20 protein-coding genes, 3 tRNA genes and 1 pseudogene are annotated in these 20,231 nt (G+C 34.9%); 7 read left to right on the top strand and 17 right to left on the bottom strand.

The genetic code is table 11. The features are described 5' to 3' along the window. The 16 genes and pseudogenes from K4Z77_RS09095 to htrA form a co-directional block, all read right to left on the bottom strand. A pseudogene (locus K4Z77_RS09095) lies at window positions 1-197 on the bottom strand (sigma-70 family RNA polymerase sigma factor); the annotation flags it as partial. A 120-nt stretch (window positions 198-317) separates the two neighbouring features. After that, window positions 318-2,276, bottom strand: a complete 1,959-nt coding sequence (gene ftsH, locus K4Z77_RS09090; RefSeq protein ID WP_224219118.1) for an ATP-dependent zinc metalloprotease FtsH — start codon at window positions 2,274-2,276, stop codon at window positions 318-320. A 15-nt stretch (window positions 2,277-2,291) separates the two neighbouring features. Beyond that, window positions 2,292-2,834 (bottom strand): hypoxanthine phosphoribosyltransferase, encoded by a 543-nt coding sequence (gene hpt / locus K4Z77_RS09085; protein WP_000892176.1) that lies wholly within the window; start codon window positions 2,832-2,834, stop codon window positions 2,292-2,294. A 4-nt stretch (window positions 2,835-2,838) separates the two neighbouring features. Then, complete coding sequence (gene tilS, locus K4Z77_RS09080) at window positions 2,839-4,116, bottom strand: tRNA lysidine(34) synthetase TilS (protein WP_033679441.1); 1,278 nt, start codon at window positions 4,114-4,116, stop codon at window positions 2,839-2,841. Further along, window positions 4,113-5,381 carry a serine hydrolase gene (locus tag K4Z77_RS09075; protein ID WP_224219117.1) on the bottom strand — a complete coding sequence of 423 codons (1,269 nt, stop codon included), beginning with the start codon at window positions 5,379-5,381 and terminating at the stop codon, window positions 4,113-4,115. Before K4Z77_RS09075 ends, tilS begins: the two co-directional genes overlap by 4 nt. Beyond that, on the bottom strand, window positions 5,374-5,496 hold the full coding sequence (locus K4Z77_RS09070) for an SP_0009 family protein (RefSeq protein WP_000429334.1): 123 nt from the start codon (window positions 5,494-5,496) through the stop codon (window positions 5,374-5,376). Before K4Z77_RS09070 ends, K4Z77_RS09075 begins: the two co-directional genes overlap by 8 nt. A gap of 4 nt (window positions 5,497-5,500) precedes the next feature. Beyond that, window positions 5,501-5,869, bottom strand: coding sequence for a septum formation initiator family protein (locus K4Z77_RS09065; protein ID WP_033679439.1), 369 nt, complete (start codon window positions 5,867-5,869; stop codon window positions 5,501-5,503). After that, entirely contained in the window at window positions 5,862-6,128 is a 267-nt protein-coding gene (locus K4Z77_RS09060; RefSeq protein WP_001234978.1) for an RNA-binding S4 domain-containing protein, read from the bottom strand. The genes K4Z77_RS09065 and K4Z77_RS09060 overlap by 8 nt, the downstream gene beginning before the upstream one ends. A 57-nt stretch (window positions 6,129-6,185) precedes the next feature. Continuing rightward, window positions 6,186-9,695: a transcription-repair coupling factor gene (gene mfd, locus K4Z77_RS09055; RefSeq protein ID WP_224219116.1), complete on the bottom strand. Its 3,510-nt coding sequence runs from the start codon at window positions 9,693-9,695 to the stop codon at window positions 6,186-6,188. Further along, window positions 9,696-10,265 (bottom strand): aminoacyl-tRNA hydrolase, encoded by a 570-nt coding sequence (gene pth, locus K4Z77_RS09050; protein WP_224219115.1) that lies wholly within the window; start codon window positions 10,263-10,265, stop codon window positions 9,696-9,698. It lies immediately after the preceding gene. Window positions 10,266-10,336: 71 nt separating this feature from the next. Continuing rightward, a complete protein-coding gene (ychF, locus tag K4Z77_RS09045; protein WP_224219114.1) occupies window positions 10,337-11,452 on the bottom strand; it encodes a redox-regulated ATPase YchF in 1,116 nt (371 codons plus the stop codon). 84 nt (window positions 11,453-11,536) lie between these two features. Next, window positions 11,537-11,731 carry a DUF951 domain-containing protein gene (locus K4Z77_RS09040; protein ID WP_000285186.1) on the bottom strand — a complete coding sequence of 65 codons (195 nt, stop codon included), beginning with the start codon at window positions 11,729-11,731 and terminating at the stop codon, window positions 11,537-11,539. A gap of 64 nt (window positions 11,732-11,795) precedes the next feature. Then, complete coding sequence (gene dnaN / locus K4Z77_RS09035; RefSeq protein WP_224219113.1) at window positions 11,796-12,932, bottom strand: DNA polymerase III subunit beta; 1,137 nt, start codon at window positions 12,930-12,932, stop codon at window positions 11,796-11,798. A 149-nt stretch (window positions 12,933-13,081) separates the two neighbouring features. Then, window positions 13,082-14,443, bottom strand: coding sequence for a chromosomal replication initiator protein DnaA (gene dnaA / locus K4Z77_RS09030; RefSeq protein WP_023944973.1), 1,362 nt, complete (start codon window positions 14,441-14,443; stop codon window positions 13,082-13,084). 213 nt (window positions 14,444-14,656) lie between these two features. Next, entirely contained in the window at window positions 14,657-15,415 is a 759-nt protein-coding gene (locus tag K4Z77_RS09025; RefSeq protein ID WP_224219112.1) for a ParB/RepB/Spo0J family partition protein, read from the bottom strand. Window positions 15,416-15,472: 57 nt separating this feature from the next. Next, complete coding sequence (gene htrA, locus K4Z77_RS09020) at window positions 15,473-16,654, bottom strand: serine protease HtrA (RefSeq protein ID WP_224219111.1); 1,182 nt, start codon at window positions 16,652-16,654, stop codon at window positions 15,473-15,475. Between the two features lie 182 nt (window positions 16,655-16,836). Here htrA and rlmH point away from each other — a divergent pair, with 182 nt between their 5' ends. The 7 genes from rlmH to K4Z77_RS08985 all read left to right on the top strand — a co-directional run bounded on the left by rlmH (window position 16,837) and on the right by K4Z77_RS08985 (window position 20,018). Then, entirely contained in the window at window positions 16,837-17,316 is a 480-nt protein-coding gene (rlmH, locus tag K4Z77_RS09015) for a 23S rRNA (pseudouridine(1915)-N(3))-methyltransferase RlmH (protein WP_000695940.1), read from the top strand. A gap of 43 nt (window positions 17,317-17,359) precedes the next feature. Beyond that, window positions 17,360-17,433, top strand: a tRNA-Arg gene (locus K4Z77_RS09010). Window positions 17,434-17,597: 164 nt separating this feature from the next. Next, window positions 17,598-17,729: a competence-stimulating peptide ComC gene (gene comC / locus K4Z77_RS09005; protein WP_004248788.1), complete on the top strand. Its 132-nt coding sequence runs from the start codon at window positions 17,598-17,600 to the stop codon at window positions 17,727-17,729. Window positions 17,730-17,741: 12 nt separating this feature from the next. Beyond that, window positions 17,742-19,067 carry a competence system sensor histidine kinase ComD gene (comD, locus tag K4Z77_RS09000; protein WP_224219110.1) on the top strand — a complete coding sequence of 442 codons (1,326 nt, stop codon included), beginning with the start codon at window positions 17,742-17,744 and terminating at the stop codon, window positions 19,065-19,067. Further along, entirely contained in the window at window positions 19,064-19,816 is a 753-nt protein-coding gene (gene comE, locus K4Z77_RS08995; RefSeq protein ID WP_000866069.1) for a competence system response regulator transcription factor ComE, read from the top strand. Before comD ends, comE begins: the two co-directional genes overlap by 4 nt. Window positions 19,817-19,867: 51 nt before the next feature. Beyond that, window positions 19,868-19,939 (top strand) — tRNA-Glu (locus K4Z77_RS08990). 5 nt (window positions 19,940-19,944) lie between these two features. After that, window positions 19,945-20,018, top strand: a tRNA-Asn gene (locus K4Z77_RS08985). 45 nt (window positions 20,019-20,063) lie between these two features. On the opposite strand, the gene K4Z77_RS08980 is transcribed toward K4Z77_RS08985, so the two are convergent. Next, window positions 20,064-20,231: transposase (locus tag K4Z77_RS08980; RefSeq protein WP_224219119.1), on the bottom strand; the 168-nt coding region annotated here is incomplete at its 5' end.

Raw genomic sequence — 20,231 nt, 5'->3', positions numbered from 1 at the left:
CGATTCCGGAATTTTGTTTTGAAATATTTACGTAAGCGTGGAATATCGTCTACTAGCCCTTCTTCGCTACTAATCAATTCATGTAGGCAAATCATTCCCTCTTGATCCCAGTCTGATAGCTCCCATAAATGAAGGTAATATTCATTTCTACACTTGTATACAATTCCTTGGACTTCTTCATACAATTCTTTAAGCATTCTATTCCCCTTTCTAGATACAGTCTAACAGATTCAAATACACTTTTGGCACATTTCATCCATTCTGCACCCTTTAGCTCCTCAACTGCACAAAAAAGAGAGGTCTTGCCTCTCTTAGAGTTATTTCTCATCATTCATTTTTGACTTTATTTCATCATAGGATAGTGCATGTGATTCCTCTTCTACTGTTTCAGGCATCTTTCCTGTTTCGTAAAGAGATTTAATTTGTGTACTATCCAATGTTTCGTATTTCAATAATGCTTCTGCAATCAACTTGTGAGTTTCACGATTTGACTGAATAATTTCAGCAGCTTTATTTCGTGCTTCATTCAATAATGAACGAACCTCTTCGTCAATTTCATAAGCTGTTTGTTCTGAAATTGATTTTTGAGGACTCTGTGCACCAAACATAGCATGGTTTCCTTCATATTGTACTGGACCAAGTTTTTCACTCATACCGTACTCTGTAACCATTGCACGCGCCATTTGTGTCGCTTGTTCAAAGTCGTTTGAAGCTCCTGTAGTTTGGACATTAAAGATAATTTCTTCAGCTACACGTCCCCCCATAAAGCCAGCCAATTGCTCTTTCATATCTTCTTTAGATAGAAGCATTTGATCCTCTTTAGGAAGTGCAATCATGTAACCACCTGCACGGCCACGTGGTACGATGGTAACCTTATGGACAACGCGGGCATTCGATAAGACTAGACCAACAATGGTATGTCCAGCCTCATGGTAGGCAACCAATTCACGTTCTTTTTGTGAAACTGTCTTATCTTTCTTAGAAGGACCAGCAATAACTCTATCTTCTGCTTCATCAATATCTGAGGCATCAATTACCGATTTATTGCGACGAGCAGCAACTAGAGCTGCTTCATTCAATACATTCTCTAAATCAGCACCAACAAAACCTGGAGTTTGTTGAGCCACTAATTTCAAATCAACATCTTCTGCTAAAGGCTTGTTCTTAGAATGAACTTTCAAGATTGCTTCGCGACCTTTAACATCAGGACGACCAACCAATACTTTTCTATCAAAACGTCCTGGACGCAGAAGGGCAGGGTCAAGTACATCTGAACGGTTTGTCGCAGCGATGACAATAATCCCTTCATTTCCCTCAAAACCATCCATCTCAATCAAAAGTTGGTTCAAGGTTTGTTCACGTTCGTCATTACCTCCGCCGAGACCGACTCCACGTTGACGTCCAACAGCATCAATTTCATCGATAAAGATAATAGCTGGTGCTGCTTTTTTGGCATCTTCAAAAAGAGAACGAACACGACTAGCTCCAACTCCGACAAACATTTCTACAAAGTCAGAACCTGAGATACTAAAGAATGGAACACCTGCTTCTCCGGCGACTGCTTTAGCAAGTAACGTCTTACCTGTTCCCGGAGGTCCCTCTAGAAGGACACCTGCTGGAATACGGGCTCCAAGTTTTGTAAATCGTTTTGGATCTTTTAAAAATTCAACAACTTCAACTAGTTCTTGTTTTTCTTCTTCAGCTCCAGCAACATCTGAAAATCTTACTTTAATATCTTCTTTATTTGCAGCTTTAGCCTTACTACGTCCGAAACTCATTGGGTTACGGCTATTATTTCCTCCCATATTTCCCATCATAGAGAATAGGAAGAAGAATAGAATACCGAATGGCACAATGGATACAAGAATATTAATCCACATACCACTTGAACTTTCATGCTTAACAGTTACTTCTGCCTTATGGTCAGTAGCAAGTTTTTGCAATTCTGATACGGTAGTATCTGCAGGAAGAATAATGCTGGTAAATTTCTCTACCTTAGTAACAGATGGCGTGAAAAACTGAATACCTGTTTCTTCTTTACTTGTTTTAGGATTTTTATAAACACCCGAAACTTCGATAACACTGCCATTTGGTTGGTAAGTCAATTCTTTTACATTGTCATCGGTAATTTCTTTTACCAATTCTGTATAATTAATTTGCTCACTTTTCCCTGCAACACTACCTGTACTAAAATACTGGTAAGCTGTAACTAGGAAAAAAATAAGTAATAACCATAGAAATGGATTTTTAATTAAACCATTATTTTGTTTTTTCATTAAAAATTGTTCTTTCTAATTTGAATACACTTCTTCTTTCAATACTCCAACATAAGGAAGATTACGATAATTTTCTTTGTAGTCTAAACCATAACCTACTACAAACTCATTTGGGATAGTAAAGCAGGTATAGTCTGCCTCAATTTCTACAACACGTCCCTCTGGTTTATCCAACAAGGTTGCAATGTTAACAGAAGCTGCTTCTCTTGCAATAAACATATCTCGCAAATTCTTCAAAGTTTGACCTGTATCAATGATATCTTCTACAAATAGAACATGTCTTCCTTTGATATCTTGAGTCACATCTTGTTTAATATTGATAACACCACTACTTGCTGTTCCACCATGGTAGCTAGAAACCATCATGAAGTCCATTTCAATATGTGTATCAATATGTTTGACCAATTCAGCCATAAAAGGAATAGATCCTTTTAAAATCCCAACCAAGATTGGATTTTTCCCTGCATAGTCTTTGGTTAATTGAGCACCTAATTTTTTAGCAGCTTCTGTAATTTCATCGTGTGAAACGAGGATTTTTTTAATATCGTTTTCTAACATTTTTTTACCTATCTATTTTTTCTATATAAAGTACAGTGTTCATTATATCATTTTTCGTGTTTTTACTCAAATTACTGGTCGCAATTCCCAAAATTGAAACAATTTCACCAAATTGCTCAATAATCAGAGCAGATTTTCGCTTTTCCATAGGGATTTTCAAATCAATAAATAGACGTCTGAGTTTTTTTCTATGCCCATTTTGAATCAAAACATCTCCTGCTTTTCGATGACGAATGTATATAGATGTTTCCCGTGAAACAGGTATTTGTTGAATTAGTTCACCTTCTAAAGGAAGTCCAAAGGAAAATAAATATCCTTGATAAGATACCTGATTTTGATAGTGTAACACAAGTTCATCTTCCTTTTCATCAGCCTGAGGACTGATTTTACAAATCCGAAACTGTTGATACTCTTTTATCAATTCATAGCCATTTTTAAGCGGATGACGATACTGGCTTTTAGTTTTTAAAATTTGTCTAACTTCTTCAAACTGAGCTTTTGTAAGATTCAAATCTGGAAAACGATTCAGGTAAGTTTGAAGTAAAACTCTTTGTGTCGACTCAGAGTAAGACAATAGGCACTCTAAATTTTCTACATCAATATTCTTTGATAATTCAGCTATTGCCAAATCATAATCTAAAATTTCATTACCGATGCTTAAGATTGCATCCCTAAATCGAGGATTTTCTTTTTCTAATTCTGGTAAATAAGAGTTTCGAATACGATTGCGAAAATAATGATTTTCCTTATTTGATGTATCTTCAAAGTGAAAAATTGGTGGAAAGTCTTTTTTCTGAAAATGCAAGAAAGGGCGAATGATTTCTATCTCTCCGACTACTTGCTTCTCCTTAATTCCTGATAGATAGCGCAAACGAGTGCCTCGAATCAAACGCATCAAAATCGTTTCCACCTGGTCATCAGCATGGTGGGCAGTGACTAAGGCTGTCGCACCTGTCTTTTTCATGATCTCTTGAAAAAAATCATAACGAAAATTTCGTGCACGCGCTTCTGAAAATTCACCTAAAAAATTACTGATATAAATAGGAAGTTCTGCTTTTGCAGCCAACTTCCTTAATTCCTTTTCTTCCCAATCTGATTCTACTCTCTGCTTATGATTCACATGAGCTAGAATCAGTTCAATTTCTAACTCTTTTTGATACGTAGACAATACCTTAAATAGAAACATAGAATCTAATCCACCAGAAAGAGCTAGCACCACCTTAGTATGTTTTTTAAAATATCCTCTCTTGAGAAAATGATTAAAAAAATCCTGTTCCCTCATTTTAGAACCTCATAAACATCTTTGGCTATCTTAGAAATCGTATCATAATCAGAATTCTTAGTGAAAATAGAAATAACAAATGGAGAATCTGCGTAGACCACACCCGTATCATGCTTAAATTCGTCCGCATCTCCTATTTTATGAGCTACCTTCACAGAAACACCTTTGGCAATTCGCTCATTATCAAAATCTGTTTTAGTCAAAGATTCCAATACAAATCCATTTTGATTATAAATGGCTTCCATAACCTTCCCAGCCATCTTGGAAGAAATCAATTTTTCTTTTGAATCCCAATCATCTCCCATAATAGCAGACATCTTGGATTTGAATGTGACATCAGATTGGTTTGAAATGTAATATCCCAATAGATTATGAGCTACATTATCAGATTCTTTTGATACTTTAGTAATTAAATCCTTTAGAGAATACTCTTTATTATCCTCTTTTTTAGGAAGACTACCACTTCCCTCTGGTTTATAAGAACCTGGAAAATCATTGACTGCAGATACGTATTTTACAGTCGTGTCTAACTGATAAAGACCCTCATTTATTTTTTCTTGCACATAATAGAGATAAGGGAGTTTCAAAACGCTAGCTGCATACATCTTTTCATCTTGATTGATACCAGCTTCTTTTCCAGTAGTCAGTTGCTTAACATAAATAGAGAAAGAATCTTTCTGATATTTTTCCGATAACATTTCTTGGACTTTACCCATCCGATTATCTTCTTCAGAAGTTGATTCCTTATCTCCCCATCCAACTTGATCAATATGTAGAAATTCTCTTCCTTCTACAAACATGGTCTTATCGATTGATACTTGCGAATAAGCTGATAAGGATGATTTCACTTCTTTTAAATCATAAGGGCTGTTATACAGTTTAAAGTCAGATTCTAACCATACTTTTTTTATTGTTGGAGTTACCTCTGACTGATCATATAAAAATCGTTTGTCCGCAGCTATAAATTGATGATTTGATAGCTTAAATACCGGAATTCCTTGTTTATTTAGACGCCACTCGGTTATCTGAAAACTTGTTTTTGGAGTCAATTTTCCAGATTCCACTACTAAATCTTCATTCGCATAAACAGGAACCTCTCCATAAACCATGGGAGAACTTAATTTTTCTCTAAAATAAATACCAAAGTCAGATTGTGAAAGGTAATAAATTTCTTTCGAAGTATAGACAACTTCTTTTTCTGTGCTAACTACTTTTGAAACTGTCAAAAAACTCGGTAGCAACAAAATAATTAAGAATTTACGCATTCTTCCTTTCCTTTTCTTCTTGTAAACGCAATAATTGATTTTTATCAGCCAACTCTTCCAGCTTTTCATCCGATAGACTCAAAAATTGCTCTATTACATCTAATAAATTTTCCATTTTATCACCTTGGTAGCAAGTCAGGAATCGTATAAACTTTTTCCCTCGACTTAGAATAATAGTACTTCGCTCGTGTATATTTGGCAGCATAATCCTCGTCTTTCAACTTAGTAGCAAATGCTGTCTCCTTATCCTTTTCATCACTCAAAGTTTGATACTGAGTTTGCAAGTCTGCTAATTGCTGACGTCTTTGTAGTAATTGCTGATAGCTCTGCGCTAAATTAAAAGTTGGCAAGATAAATAATAGCATAATCAAAATCAATACCCACCCCATAAAACGATTCCGTTTTTGTCGTTCTTTCATCAGGTAGCGACGACGTTGGTGTTCATTTTGAATAAAAGAATTATTCAATTGTACGATATTTTTAGACATTTTCTTCTACCCGTGTTTCACTGATAATTTCATACATGCCTGCTGCATCTTCTTTTTTTGTACTATCTTTCATCTCCAGTACTTTTACAAGTAACAATTTATTTCCAAAACGAATTTCAACTTGGTCATTAACTTTCAAGTCCGTTGAACTTTTGGCCAAGATTCCATTCACCTTGATTCTACCTTTATCTGCTACTTCCTTTGCGACTGTACGACGCTTGATAATTCGCGATACTTTTAAATATTTGTCTAATCTCATCCTTATTACCTCAACTTATTATTGTACCATTTTTATCTATTTTATAGAAGGAAAATATCAAATGGAATTTTCTTCCTTAGACTCTTTTATCTCTAATAAACTTTCTCCAAAAATCAGCAGACCTTCTAAAATTTCATAATCTTTCTTATTTTGGACATCAAATACAAGCTCCATTAATCCCTTATTCTCAGTGATAGCTGCTTTTAAGTTCGTTGCGGATAAAGCTTTAAAATAATCTTGAGCCAAAAACAATCGCTGAGTGACTTTTTCAAATTGAATTGTAATTTTATTATCTTTTCTTTCCACGCGTTGAACAAAGACCTTGTCCAAATATGACTTGACTAAACCAATCTCTAAAAGATAGGCTACTACATCTGGGTATTCTCCAAAACGGTCTATCAACTCCTCTTGTAACTCTTCATAATTGACACGGTTGTCAATTTGACGAATTTTCTTGTAAATTTCAATCTTATGTCGTTGATCAGAAATATAAGTATCAGGAAGATAGGCATCAATTTGCAAAATCAACTCAGCATTCCCTTTGTTTCTTGTATTAGTGTTAGCATTACCGTTTCGTTTGGCAATAGCTTCCTCTAATAACTGCGAATACAATTCAAAACCAACAGAATCAATGAAACCAGACTGGGATTTTCCTAAAAGATTTCCTGCTCCGCGAATCGAAAGATCTCGCATTGCAATCTTAAATCCAGAGCCCAATTCTGTAAATCCTTTAATCGCTTCTAATCTCTTTTCAGAAACTTCACTGATTGATTTTTCTGGGCGATACATGAGATAGGCATAAGCAATACGATTACTACGACCGACTCTTCCTCTTAACTGATACAAGGTTGACAAGCCCATATGGTCCGCATTTTCAATAAATAAAGTATTAGCATTTGGAATGTCCACCCCTGTCTCAATAATGGTAGTTGTCACTAAAATATCATACTGACCTTCAATGAAATCCAGTAGAGTATTTTCTAACTGAATCTCACTCATTTGCCCATGAACATACCCAATCGAAGCCTCTGGAATCAACTCCTGTAATTCGGAAACCTTCTGGTCAATCGTGTCAACTTTGTTGTAAAGGTAGTAAACTTGACCTCCACGCTCCATTTCACGCAAGACAGCATCACGAATGACACTATCATTCTTTTCCAAAACATAGGTTTGCACTGGATAACGATTAGTCGGCGGAGTTTCAATAACAGACAAATCTCTGATTCCCAGCATAGACATGTGAAGGGTACGAGGAATTGGCGTTGCTGTCAAGGTCAGGACATCTACTTGTTTTTTCAGTTCTTTCAAGGTTTCCTTATGCTTGACACCAAATCGCTGTTCCTCATCAATAATCATCAAGCCCAAATCAGCAAACACAACATCTTTTGACAAAACACGATGTGTTCCAATCAAAATATCAACTTGACCGTTTTTCAATTTTTCAAGTGTTTCGGTCTGCTCTTTTTTACTTCTAAAACGACTCAATACATCAATATTAACTGCAAAATTTTGGAATCGTTCCTTAAAATTCGTATAGTGCTGTTGCGCTAAAACAGTCGTCGGAACTAGAACGACAACCTGTTTGTGATCATTGACAGCCTTAAAAGCTGCACGCATTGCAACTTCAGTCTTTCCAAAACCAACATCCCCAACTAAAAGTCGATCCATTGGCTGAGAAGCCTGCATATCTCTCTTGATTTCCTCAATACTACGAAGTTGATCGTCCGTTTCAACATAAGGGAAAGCATCATCAAAAGCATCTTGCTCTTCATCATCGGCTGAGAAAGCAAAGCCCTTCAACTGGCTGCGTTCAGAATAAAGTTTAATTAAATCATCAGCTATATCCTCTACCTGGTTCTTAACTTTTTGCTTGGCCTTTTTAAAATGACCGTCATTTAATTTATTGAGTTTTGGAGCTTTCCCATCACTTGAAATATATTTGGACAGTAGATGAATCTGTTCCACGGGGATAGAAATTTGATCCCCGTTTTGGTATTGAACACTAACATAATCACGATGAATTCCCTTGATTTCAATGGTTTCAATTCCTAGATATTGACCAATCCCATGGATATGATGGACAACATAGTCCCCTTTTTCAAGTTCATTGTAATCTTTTAATCTCTCTGCATTTGAAACATGTTGTCTTCGAAAACGACGCTTTAATTTCTTTTGAAAAATCTCATGTTCAGTTATCAATAAAATCTTTTCATCTACAAAATGAAAACCATGTCTGAGATTGCCCTCGATTAAGTTTACAGATTCTTTACAGATTCTTGACTTATCTCTAGAATCCAATTTAATCTGATATTCCTCTAACACATCCTCCAATGTTTTACTTCCCATTGAATTGCTAGACTGCAGAATAATGGTGTAATCCATTTTTTTATATCGCTCAATTTCTTCTTTTAGAAAAGAAAATTGATTGAAAAACTCCTGCATAGGATATTGATTAAATTGATAAATTTGGTCAAACTTGAGATTTCCTAACCCCTTTTGCAGATTAGAGAAAAAGGTAACCGGACTCTGTTTTTTATAGATTTGCTCTGTATCAGCAAAATACTTCATCTCAGAAAATGCTTTACTATTCTGTAACTCTTCTGTAAAGTATTGCGCTAATTCTCTTTCAAAGACTTCATACTGATTCATCAATTTCTGATAATCATCAAAGAATATTGGTATGTCTTTTTCGATATAATCAAAAATAGTCCATGTCTTGTCATAACACAAAGATAAAAATTTCCGAGAATCAGAATGAATTTGTTTTTGGTGAAAACTTGAAAGAATTTCTTCTAGATATGATTTCAAAATAGGTGATAAGGTCTTCGAAATTTGTTTTTCTAAAGCTGACTGAACTCGTTGATAATCCTTTTCTCTCAAAAGCATATCACTAGCTGGAAAAATGGTGAGTTCTGTCTGATTTTCTTTCGATAATTGTGTTTCTACTTCAAATGACCTAATACCATCAATTTCATCACCAAAAAACTCAATTCGGCAAGGTTCTAACTGGGATATTTCAAAAATATCTAAAATATCTCCTCGCAGACTAAACTCTCCCTGAGTTTGTACTTGTGTAACTTTTCGATAACCTGTTTCCTTTAACTGATGAATAAACGCGTGTTGATCATATTCTTCACCAACTGAGATTTTTACAATACTATCTTTGAATACATTGGGAGACGGTAAAATCAATCGACTTGCTGCGATATTACAAACTAAAATCCCTCTCTTAGATGAATCAGTCAAAAAACGCAAGGCTTCAACCCGTGAAATGATTTTTTCTTGTGAAGACATCAAAAACTCCACCATAGGAGTATCATCTACCAAAAATGGATAGACAAGTTCCTCACCCAAGATAGATAGAAGATCACTAACAAGTCCTTCTGCTTCTCCATAAGTTGACGTCAACAATACAATCTTATCTTCTTTTTCTAAACTGCTTGCAATTGCAAGAGCCTTAGTAGACGTTGATAAACCTAGTATTAGTTGTCTTTTCTTATCTGTTAAATTTTGATGCCATTTTTTTATCTGATCATTTTCTGAGAATAAATCTAATAAGGTCACCATTTATCCGTTATACCTCTGCATCGTTTTTTCAAAGTTTTTCTCTTTTAAATAGTAGTTTACAGAATCGTCAACCTTGTCAATAGACTGTAAAATACCAATATAATCATCCTTGTCAAAGGTACTCAAAACATGGTGAACAACTGACATACCATTTTTAGGTCTTCCAATTCCTATCTTAACACGATTAAAGACCTGAGTTCCAATATGTTGAATAATAGACTTAATACCATTGTGACCACCTGCTGAGCCTTTTGTTCTTAAACGAATTTTACCAACTTCCATGTCAAGGTCGTCGTAAATGACGAGTAAATCTTCAATATCTAAACCATAATAAGTCAATAAAGCATGAACCGCTTTTCCACTTTCATTCATAAATGTCGTTGGTTTGACAAGATAAATTTTTTCTCCATTTAGGAAAAAGGATGCTAGATCAGCTTGAAATATCTTATCATGTGTAAAAGTGATATTCTGTTTCTTCGCTAGTTGATCAATCAACATAAAACCAACATTGTGTTTTGTTTCAAAATATTTATCCCCTGGATTTCCTAATCCTACAAGTAATTTGGTCATTTATTTTTCCTTTCAAAAGCCAAAAGGGTTGGAATTTTTTTCCAACCTAATTGACACCATTTATTAATTTTTTAGACATTAAAGCGGAATTCCATGATATCGCCATCTTGAACGATATATTCTTTTCCTTCTTCACGCAAACGTCCAGCTTCTTTTACGGCCTTTTCAGATCCGTATTTCACTAGATCCTCATATGACATGGTTACTGCACGAATAAATCCTTTTTCAAAGTCTGAGTGGATAATCCCAGCTGCTTGAGGAGCTTTCATACCACGTTTGAAAGTCCAAGCGCGAACTTCTTTTTCACCAGCTGTGAAGTAAGTTCCCAATCCAAGCAAGTGGTAAGCTGCACGTGTCAACTTATCTACACCTGATTCTGTCAAACCAATGGCTTCAAGAAACTCTTTTTTATCTTCATCGTCCAATTCAGAAATTTCTTCTTCAGCACGCGCAGAAATGACGACTACTTCAGCATTTTCTGTCGCTGCAAATTCACGAATTTGTTTGACATAGTCGATAGAGTCAGGTTCTGAAACCACACCCTCATCTACATTGGCAACATAAAGAACTGGTTTAGTCGTCAAAAGGAAAAGACCTTTGACAACTTTTTGTTCTTCATCTGTAAACTCGATTGTACGAGCTGATTTCCCATCTTCAAGAACAGGTTTAATCTTTTGAAGAACATTAAACTCTGCTACTGATTCTTTATCTTTTTGCGTACGTGCCATCTTTTCTACACGCGCATAACGCTTATTGACTGATTCTAAGTCTGCAAGAATCAATTCCAGGTTAATAGTGTCAATATCGGCAAGTGGATCTACAAAGGCGTCTTCACGTCCTTGCTCGCGCATCACATTTTCATCATCAAAAGCACGAACTACGTGAACAATCGCATCTACTTCACGAATATTGGCCAAGAATTTATTCCCTAGCCCTTCTCCTTTTGAAGCTCCTTTTACAATCCCGGCAATATCTGTAAATTCAAAAGTTGTTGGAACTGTCTTTTTAGGAGTGATCATTTCAGTCAATTTTTGTAGGCGTTCATCTGGAACTTCTACCATTCCAACGTTTGGATCAATCGTCGCAAATGGGTAGTTTGCTGCTTCTGCTCCTGCTTTTGTAATTGCATTAAATAGTGTTGATTTACCAACATTTGGCAAACCAACGATACCTGCTGTTAAAGCCATATTTTCTCATTCTCCGTTTTCATTTCAATCCCTAATATTATAACACAAAAAGGGAAAACTTGCTAACCCTCTAACTAAGGGTTCTCAGTCAATAATTTTATTCATTTTTCGATCAAAATCATAGCGCCCCATCATAACAACATGGTCACAATTACTACATTTGATTTTGATATCTGCTCCTACACGAGTAATTTCCCAACGATTTGCTTTTTTTCCTGTTGACTTAATTGTGCAAGCATGTGGTTTTTTCATCTCAACAAAATTTCCAACTTGATACATACTATTCTCCTTTTCTTTTTCGATTATATCATAAAAGAGGCGAGCTAGGCTCAACCTCTTTAACTTAATTTGTACGAACTGGGGTGATAAGTTGCATGAAGTCCTCATCAGTATCTGCTGGCACAAGAGTGAATGGACGAACAGCTGAAATAAAGCTAATGGTCACCTTTTCGCTATTTAAAGCTTTGAGAGAATCAATCAAGTAGGTTGGGTTAAAACTAATAGTCAAATCATCCCCAGTAACCTGCTTAGTATCAATTTCTTCGTTTACTTTACCAACTTCAGGAGAATGAACGTGGGCGCTAACAACACCATCTTTAATTTCAAGCTTCACAGTACCATTTTGAGTTGCACTTGATAAAAGACGAGCACGTTCCATTGACTGGCGTAAGTTTACCACATCAAAAGTAATAGTAGTGTTAAATTCTGTTGGAATCAAACGATCTGTATCAGGATAGTTTCCTTCTAACAAACGTGTATAGAAGCTAATATTTTCGCTTCTAAAGAGGATTTGGTTATTGGCAAAGAAAATCTCTACAGTTTCGATATCATCTGTAAATACCGCTGAAAATTCGCGTAGAGAACGGCTAGGAATGACGACATCAAAATCATCACTATTTTTCTCAAGGGTTAATTTTTTCTGGCTTAGACGATGAGAGTCTGTTGCCACTGTTTTTAGCTCCTTGTGTTGACTCAATACAAAATGAACACCTGTTAAAATTGGACGACTCTCTTGTGTACTTGCAGCAAATGCTGTTTCATTGATAATTTTCTTGAGTAATTTTGTTTCAAGAATTAAAGGAGTGCTTGCTGAAATTTCTTGGATTCGTGGATATTGTTCGCTATCCTTTCCTTTTAGGGTAATTTCTGATTTGCCACTGGTTAAAACAATTTGATTTTGTTCAATTTCTTTAAAATCAAGAGTTACATCAGGTAGACAAGATACCACATTGATAAAGAAAGAAGCTTCAAGAAGGATTGAACCTAAAGAAGTAATTAACAAACCAGCATCTTCATTTTTTTGAGAAATAAAATTTTCAATTGAAATTTGACCATTTGAACCAATTAAAGTAACACCTTCATTAGTCACGTCAATTTTTACGGTTGATAAAATAGGAATGGCATTTTTAGAACTAATAGCTCTCTTAGTAGTATTTAATGCTTGTAGAAATAAATTTTTATTAATTGAAAAATGAATCATAGATTCTCCTTTATTTATTTTTAGTATTAGAAGTATAATAGTAATAATAGAGTCTGTGAAATCTGTGGAAAACAGACTTTAAACAAGTCATATCAAGTTTTTTGGCTTGTTTAAAAAATGTGGATAAAAAAGTAAAAGTTATCCACAAGTTACTTAATTTTCTTTTTGATTGATTCGATTTCTAAACGTAAATTATCGTCTTCATCAATCAAAGATTTAATTTTTGCATGGGCATGAATGACTGTTGTATGGTCTTTTCCACCAAATTCCTTCCCAATTTTTGGAAGACTATTATCTGTTAGTTCTCTAGATAAATACATGGCTACTTGACGGGCTAACACAATATTTTGAAGGCGTCTGCTTCCCTTCATTTCTTTGACACTAACACCATAAAAGTTACCGACTTCATTTTGGATTTTATCAATTGGGATGACGAGCATTTGGCTAACATCTTGTTTGCGAGCTCTAATGGCTTCTGCAGCAATATCAATAGTGATATCCTTGATTTTTTTTACTCTGGCAATTAAAGTGATGTCGTTGATAGCTCCTTCAAGATCTCGAACATTTGAATCAAATTGCCCAGCTAGGTATTCTAGAGTATCACTTTGGAAATTGTAGCCTAAATGTTCCGTTTTACTTTGTAAAATGGCAATACGTGTTTCAAAGTCAGGGGGTGTGATAGTTTGTGTTAATCCCCAACTAAAGCGCGTGACAAGCCTTTCTTCGAGCCCTTCTAAATGTTTTGGACTTCGATCACTGGTTAGGACAATCTGTTTTTGCTTGTCATGAAGGGCGTTAAAGGTATTGAAAAATTCTTCCTGAGTTGCGACTTTTTTTCCGCTGAGTGACTGGATATCATCGATTAACAAAAGATCAAGACTACGATAGGTTTTTTTAAATTTTTCCATTTCCCCAAGCCTTAAGTGATCAAGAAAGTCATTAATAAAGCTTTCAGCAGGTATGTATTTGACACGCGCATTTGGAATATTTTTTAGAATTTCATTTCCAATAGCGTTTAACAGGTGAGTCTTACCAAGCCCAGGTCCTCCATAGATAAAAAGAGGGTTATAGGTCAGAGCTAAATCTTCAGAGACAGCCAAAGCGGCTGATACTGCCCAAACATTTCCATCCCCTTGAATAAAATTATCAAAGGTATACTTTTCTTTTAACCCAGTATCCGAATAAGGAATAGATGCTAACTTTGGACTATAGTCATAAAGAGTTGAATTTGTAGCTTCTTCAACTTGTGAGATAGCCGTATCTTGAGGTTTAGTGAAAATATAGTGAGGAGTAATCTCAGCATCATAAATTTCAAATCCAGCAACTACAATAATATCTTTTAGTTGTTTTTCCCAGACCATTTCCATTTCAGATCGTGGTAAAAATATAGTGGCAACATTTTCCTCTACCTTGATGAGTTCAGCTTGAATAGCATAGAAATCATACATGGATCGAGTCAGTCTTTCTTGAGCAAATTCTAATATACGATTCCAAAATTGTTTTTCTTTCAATCCTTTCTCCTCCTTTACTATTTAAAAGTTTAATACTAGACCTATTTTACCATAGAGAACAAGAATTTTCCACAAGCTGTGAAAAATAATCCACAATGTTATCATCTTTTATCCACAGGTTGGGGATAAAAGTAAAAACTATTGATTTATTAAGCTTTTTATTGAAAAAAAATAGTGGATAACCTTGTGAGATAAAAAAATAAAAGAACAGCCTTATTTCAGGCTGTTGATAATTCTACTGTATTCTTCTTGATTTGAGAAAGCAATAATGATTTTTCCACTATCTTTTTTAGACAGTTTGATTTCTACATCTAATCCGAGTAGTTTTTTTAACTGTTCTTCTTCATTTTGTATGAAATGATCATTTTTTTGCAGTTTCTTTTGTTTTTTCTCTGTCAGAAGAGCTTCTAACTTCCTTACAGAAATGTCTTCTTCTATAATTCGTTGAAAGAAATAGTCTTGTTGTTCCTTATTCAACCCAACTAGAGAACGCGCATGGGCTTGTGATAGTTTGCCATTTTCTACTTCTGAGAGGATAGCATCTGGTAAGGAAAGCAAACGAATGGAGTTGCTGATATATGGACGAGACTTGCCCATTTTATCTGCAATTTCAGCATGGGTAAATCCTTTCTCTACAAGAGATTCATAGGCGCGTGCTTCTTCTATTGGATTTAAATTTTCTCTTTGCAAATTTTCAATGATGGACTGGACCATCATCTCTTGATCTGAAAGCTGTTTAACAACAGCTGGGATAGACCTTAGACCAGCTAAAAGTGAAGCCCGATAGCGTCTCTCTCCTGCAAGGATTTCATAACCAATAACAGGAGATTGACGAACAATAATCGGTTGAATGACCCCATTTTCTTTGATAGACTGTGCTAGTTCATGTAGTTTTTCTCCATCAAATTCTTTTCGAGGTTGATAGGGATTTTTTTGTATATCTGTAATAGAAATCATTTCAAATTTTTCCATGATTCTACACTAACACATCTTTTCTCTTATGTAAAGCTTTCTTTACATAGATGTCAATTAAGATTCTAAATCACCTGAACTCTTGTCAAGTTTAATAGATGTAGTTTCTTCTTTACCGTTACGATAGTAAGTTATTTTAATGGTGTCTCCGATAGAATGATTGTAAAGAGCACTTTGTAAGTCTGTTGATGAAGCAATGTCTTTGTCATCTACTTTTGTAATAACATCGTATTTTTCAAGGTGACCATTGGCAGGCATATTACTTTGCACAGAACGAACAACTACACCAGATGTTACATTGCTTGGAATATTCAGTCTTCTAATATCACTTGTATTAATATTTGAGAGATTGACCATTTGGATGCCCAAAGCTGGACGAGTCACTTTTCCGTTCTTTTCTAACTGTTCAATAATATTGATAGCATCATTTGCAGGAATTGCGAAACCAAGTCCTTCTACAGATGTGCCTCCATTTGTGGCAATTTTACTTGAGGTAATTCCGATAACTTGTCCTTGAATATTGATTAGTGGGCCACCAGAGTTACCTGGGTTAATAGCAGTATCAGTTTGGATGGCTTTTGTAGAAATGGCTTGTCCATCTTCAGATTTTAAAGATACATTTCGATTGAGACTAGATACAATACCCTGAGTGACAGTATTAGCATATTCAGAACCTAACGGGCTACCGATGGCAATGGCAGTTTCTCCTACGGTTAACTTGCTAGAATCACCAAACTCAGCTACTGTTGTCACTTTTTCTGAAGATATTTTGACGACAGCAATATCAGAGAAAGTATCAGCTCCGACAATTTCTCCAGGTACTTTAGTTCCATCTGACAAACGAATATCTACTTTGCTGGCGCCATTTATAACGTGATTATTGGTGACAATGTAAGCTTCTTTGTCATTCTTTTTATAAATAACCCCAGATCCTTCACTAGAGATTTGCTGAGAATCTGTGTCAGTATCATCATTACCAAATACGCTATTTTGTCTGTTTGCTGAATAAGTAATAACTGAAACAACAGCATCTTTTACTTTGTTAACAGCCTGTGTTGTTGAATTTTCGTTCTTATAGGCAGTCTGTGTGATAGTGCTATTGTTGTTGGAGTTGCTTACCCCACTTTTTTGAGTTAGTTGGTTTATTGAAAAACTACCCAAGGCTCCACTAAAAAAGCTAATGACGATAACGACTAATAATTGAAACCCTTTTTTGTAAAATGTTTTTAAATGTTTCATATTTGCCTCCATATTTTTGAATTACTGAAAGTATAAACTGACTAGCTTAATTATAACTTAAACATAAAAGTTTTTCACAGATTGTGGATAACTTTTAAAAATCTGTGATTTTCTAGGTGAAATTTAACCTTTTGTTTTGTGAATAAGGTGTGAAAAAATAGAGAATATGTTAGAATAGAGTCATGAAAATTAAAGTTGTAACAGTTGGGAAACTGAAAGAAAAGTATTTAAAAGATGGTATTGCAGAGTATTCAAAACGAATTTCTCGATTTGCTAAGCTTAAAATGATTGAGTTAGCAGATGAAAAAACACCAGATAGGGCCAGTGAGTCAGAAAATCAAAAGATTTTAGAAATAGAAGGTCAGAGAATTTTATCAAAAGTTGGTGATCGTGATTTTGTTATTGTGTTAGCCATTGAGGGGAAAACACTTTCTTCAGAAGAATTTAGTAAGCGGTTAGAAGAAGCTTCTATAAAAGGATTTTCTACTCTTACCTTTATCATTGGAGGGAGTCTGGGGTTAGCACAGGATGTAAAAAAGAGAGCCAATCTTTCTGTCAGTTTTGGTCGTCTAACCTTGCCCCATCAGTTAATGAGACTAGTTCTTGTTGAACAAATCTATCGCTCTTTTACGATTCAGCAGGGATCCCCCTATCATAAATAGAAAATTGACTTTTAATTGAATTTTTGGTAGAATAATTGTGTTAGGTCTCATAGCTCAGCTGGATAGAGCATTCGCCTTCTAAGCGAACGGTCGCAGGTTCGAATCCTGCTGGGATCAATATAGTAGCAAAGCTGGGAATTTTCCCGGCTTTTTTCTTAAAAAAGTACACTTTGGGAGAAAAAAATGACAGTTGAGAGAATTTTATCTAAAACGAAATTCCATTTTGTATAATAGTTTTTGTAAGTTATCTTACAAGAAAAAACATTTTAGGAGATTTTATTATGAAAAACACAGTTAAATTGGAACAGTTTGTAGCCTTGAAGGAAAAAGACTTGCAAAAGATTAAAGGTGGGGAGATGAGGAAAATGAATGAAAAGTCCTTTAATTTCTTTAATATCTTTAGAAGAAGATAAAGGAGTAGCAGAATGGATTTTTTCTTATTAGTAGATTTGATATTATATTTTTTAATTATTAGTCATAGTTACCGTTTAATTTGTAAAGGTCAAATAAATAGAAAAGAATTCTTCGTTTTTGGTGCTTATACATTACTAACAGACATAGTATTTGATTTTCCCTTCTATCTTCTAAATTTAGATGGGTTAGGGATTGAAACATTTTTATTTCCTTTATTCTTATATTCCTATTTTCGATGGATGAAACAGTATGAGAGGGATAGAGGACTATTTCTAAGTTTACTACTATCTCTTTTATATGAGAGCACTCATAACTTTTTGTCCGTAACTTTCTCCTCTATAACAGGAGACAATTTTGTTTTACAATATTATTACCTATTCTTTTCCGTTGTAACGGTGTTGACTTATGTTGTTATCTTAAAAATCATTCATTATTTCCATTTGGAACTAGCCTATTTTGACAAGGACTACCTTTATCCTTTCTTGAAAAAAGTATTTTTTGCCTTACTACTGCTCCATATTGTATCTTTCGTTTCAAATATGGTAAGTACGATTAAACATTTGAATAGTTTTGGAAGTATTTTATCATCTATCGTCTTTATTTCTCTCCTTTTAACCTTCTTTGCAATGAATTCGCATAAAGTTCAAATAGAGAAAGAGATTGCTTTGAAGCAGAAGAAATTTGAACAGAAACATTTACAAAACTACACAGATGAAATTGTCGGTCTGTATAATGAAATCCGTGGTTTTCGACATGACTATGCTGGGATGCTTGTCAGCATGCATATGGCAATTGACAGTGGTGATTTACAGGAAATTGACAGAGTTTACAACGAAGTTTTGGTTAAAGCCAATCACAAACTGCGCTCAGATAAGTACACTTACTTTGATTTGAACAACATAGAAGATTCAGCTTTACGAAGTTTGGTTGCTCAGTCCATTGTCTATGCTAGAAATAATGGTGTAGAGTTTACACTGGAAGTAAAAGATACGATTACCAAGCTCCCAATCGAACTATTGGATTTAGTGCGTATCATGAGCATTTTATTGAACAATGCTGTCGAAGGATCGGCTGATAGTTATAAAAAGCAGATGGAAGTAGCAGTTATTAAGATGGAAACTGAAACAGTGATTGTGATTCAGAATTCATGTAAAATGACGATGACTCCTTCAGGAGATCTATTTGCTTTAGGATTCTCCACTAAGGGAAGGAATCGCGGAGTTGGATTAAATAATGTGAAAGAGCTACTGGATAAGTACAACAACATTATTTTAGAAACAGAGATGGAAGGCAGTACATTTAGACAAATCATTAGATTTAAGAGGGAATTTGAATGAAAGTTTTAATTTTAGAAGATGTTATTGAACATCAAGTGAGACTAGAGAGAATATTGGATGAAATTTCGAAAGAATCGAATATTCCAATATCATACAAGACAACGGGAAAAGTCCGTGAATTTGAAGAATACATTGAAAACGATGAAGTAAATCAGCTTTACTTCCTAGATATTGATATTCATGGAATTGAGAAAAAGGGATTTGAAGTGGCTCAGCTCATTCGTCATTACAATCCTTACGCTATTATCGTCTTTATCACCAGTCGATCAGAGTTTGCGACTTTAACCTATAAATACCAGGTATCAGCCCTAGATTTTGTTGATAAGGATATCAATGATGAGATGTTCAAGAAGAGAATTGAGCAAAATATTTTCTACACGAAGAGTATGTTACTTGAAAATGAAGATGTGGTGGATTATTTTGACTACAATTACAAGGGAAATGATTTAAAAATCCCTTACCATGATATTTTGTATATTGAAACGACAGGGGTCTCTCATAAATTGCGCATTATTGGTAAGAATTTTGCAAAAGAGTTCTATGGAACAATGACAGATATTCAGGAAAAGGACAAACATACTCAGCGATTTTATTCTCCTCATAAGTCATTTTTGGTAAATATAGGCAATATTAGAGAAATTGACCGAAAGAATCTAGAAGTTGTTTTCTATGAAGATCATCGCTGTCCTATTTCAAGGTTAAAAATTAGAAAATTGAAAGATATTTTAGAGAAAAAATCTCAAAAGTGATTGACAATTAGTAAGAAATTGATATAATGGTTATATCTGCTACAGATAGAAGGTCCGTTGGTCAAGGGGTTAAGACACCGCCTTTTCACGGCGGTAACACGGGTTCGAATCCCGTACGGACTATTTTATCCGCCATAGCTCAGTTGGTAGTAGCGCATGACTGTTAATCATGATGTCGTAGGTTCGAGTCCTACTGGCGGAGTATAGATAAAAGGCTCTTTGTCAACTGTAGTGGGTTGAAGAAAAGCTAATATCTAGAAAGGACAAATTTCGTCCTTTCTTTTTTGATATTTAGAGCGATGAAAATCCGTTTTTTGAAGTTTTCAAAGTTCCGAAAACCAAAGGCATTGCGCTTGATAAGTTTGATGAGATTATTGGTGGCTTCCAGTTTGGCGTTGGAATAGGGTAGTTGAAG

This window comes from Streptococcus mitis subsp. hohhotensis (assembly GCF_020089495.2).
In the GTDB taxonomy this organism is placed as follows: Bacteria; Bacillota; Bacilli; order Lactobacillales; family Streptococcaceae; genus Streptococcus; species Streptococcus hohhotensis.
This window is presented reverse-complemented; position numbering and strand designations above follow the sequence as displayed.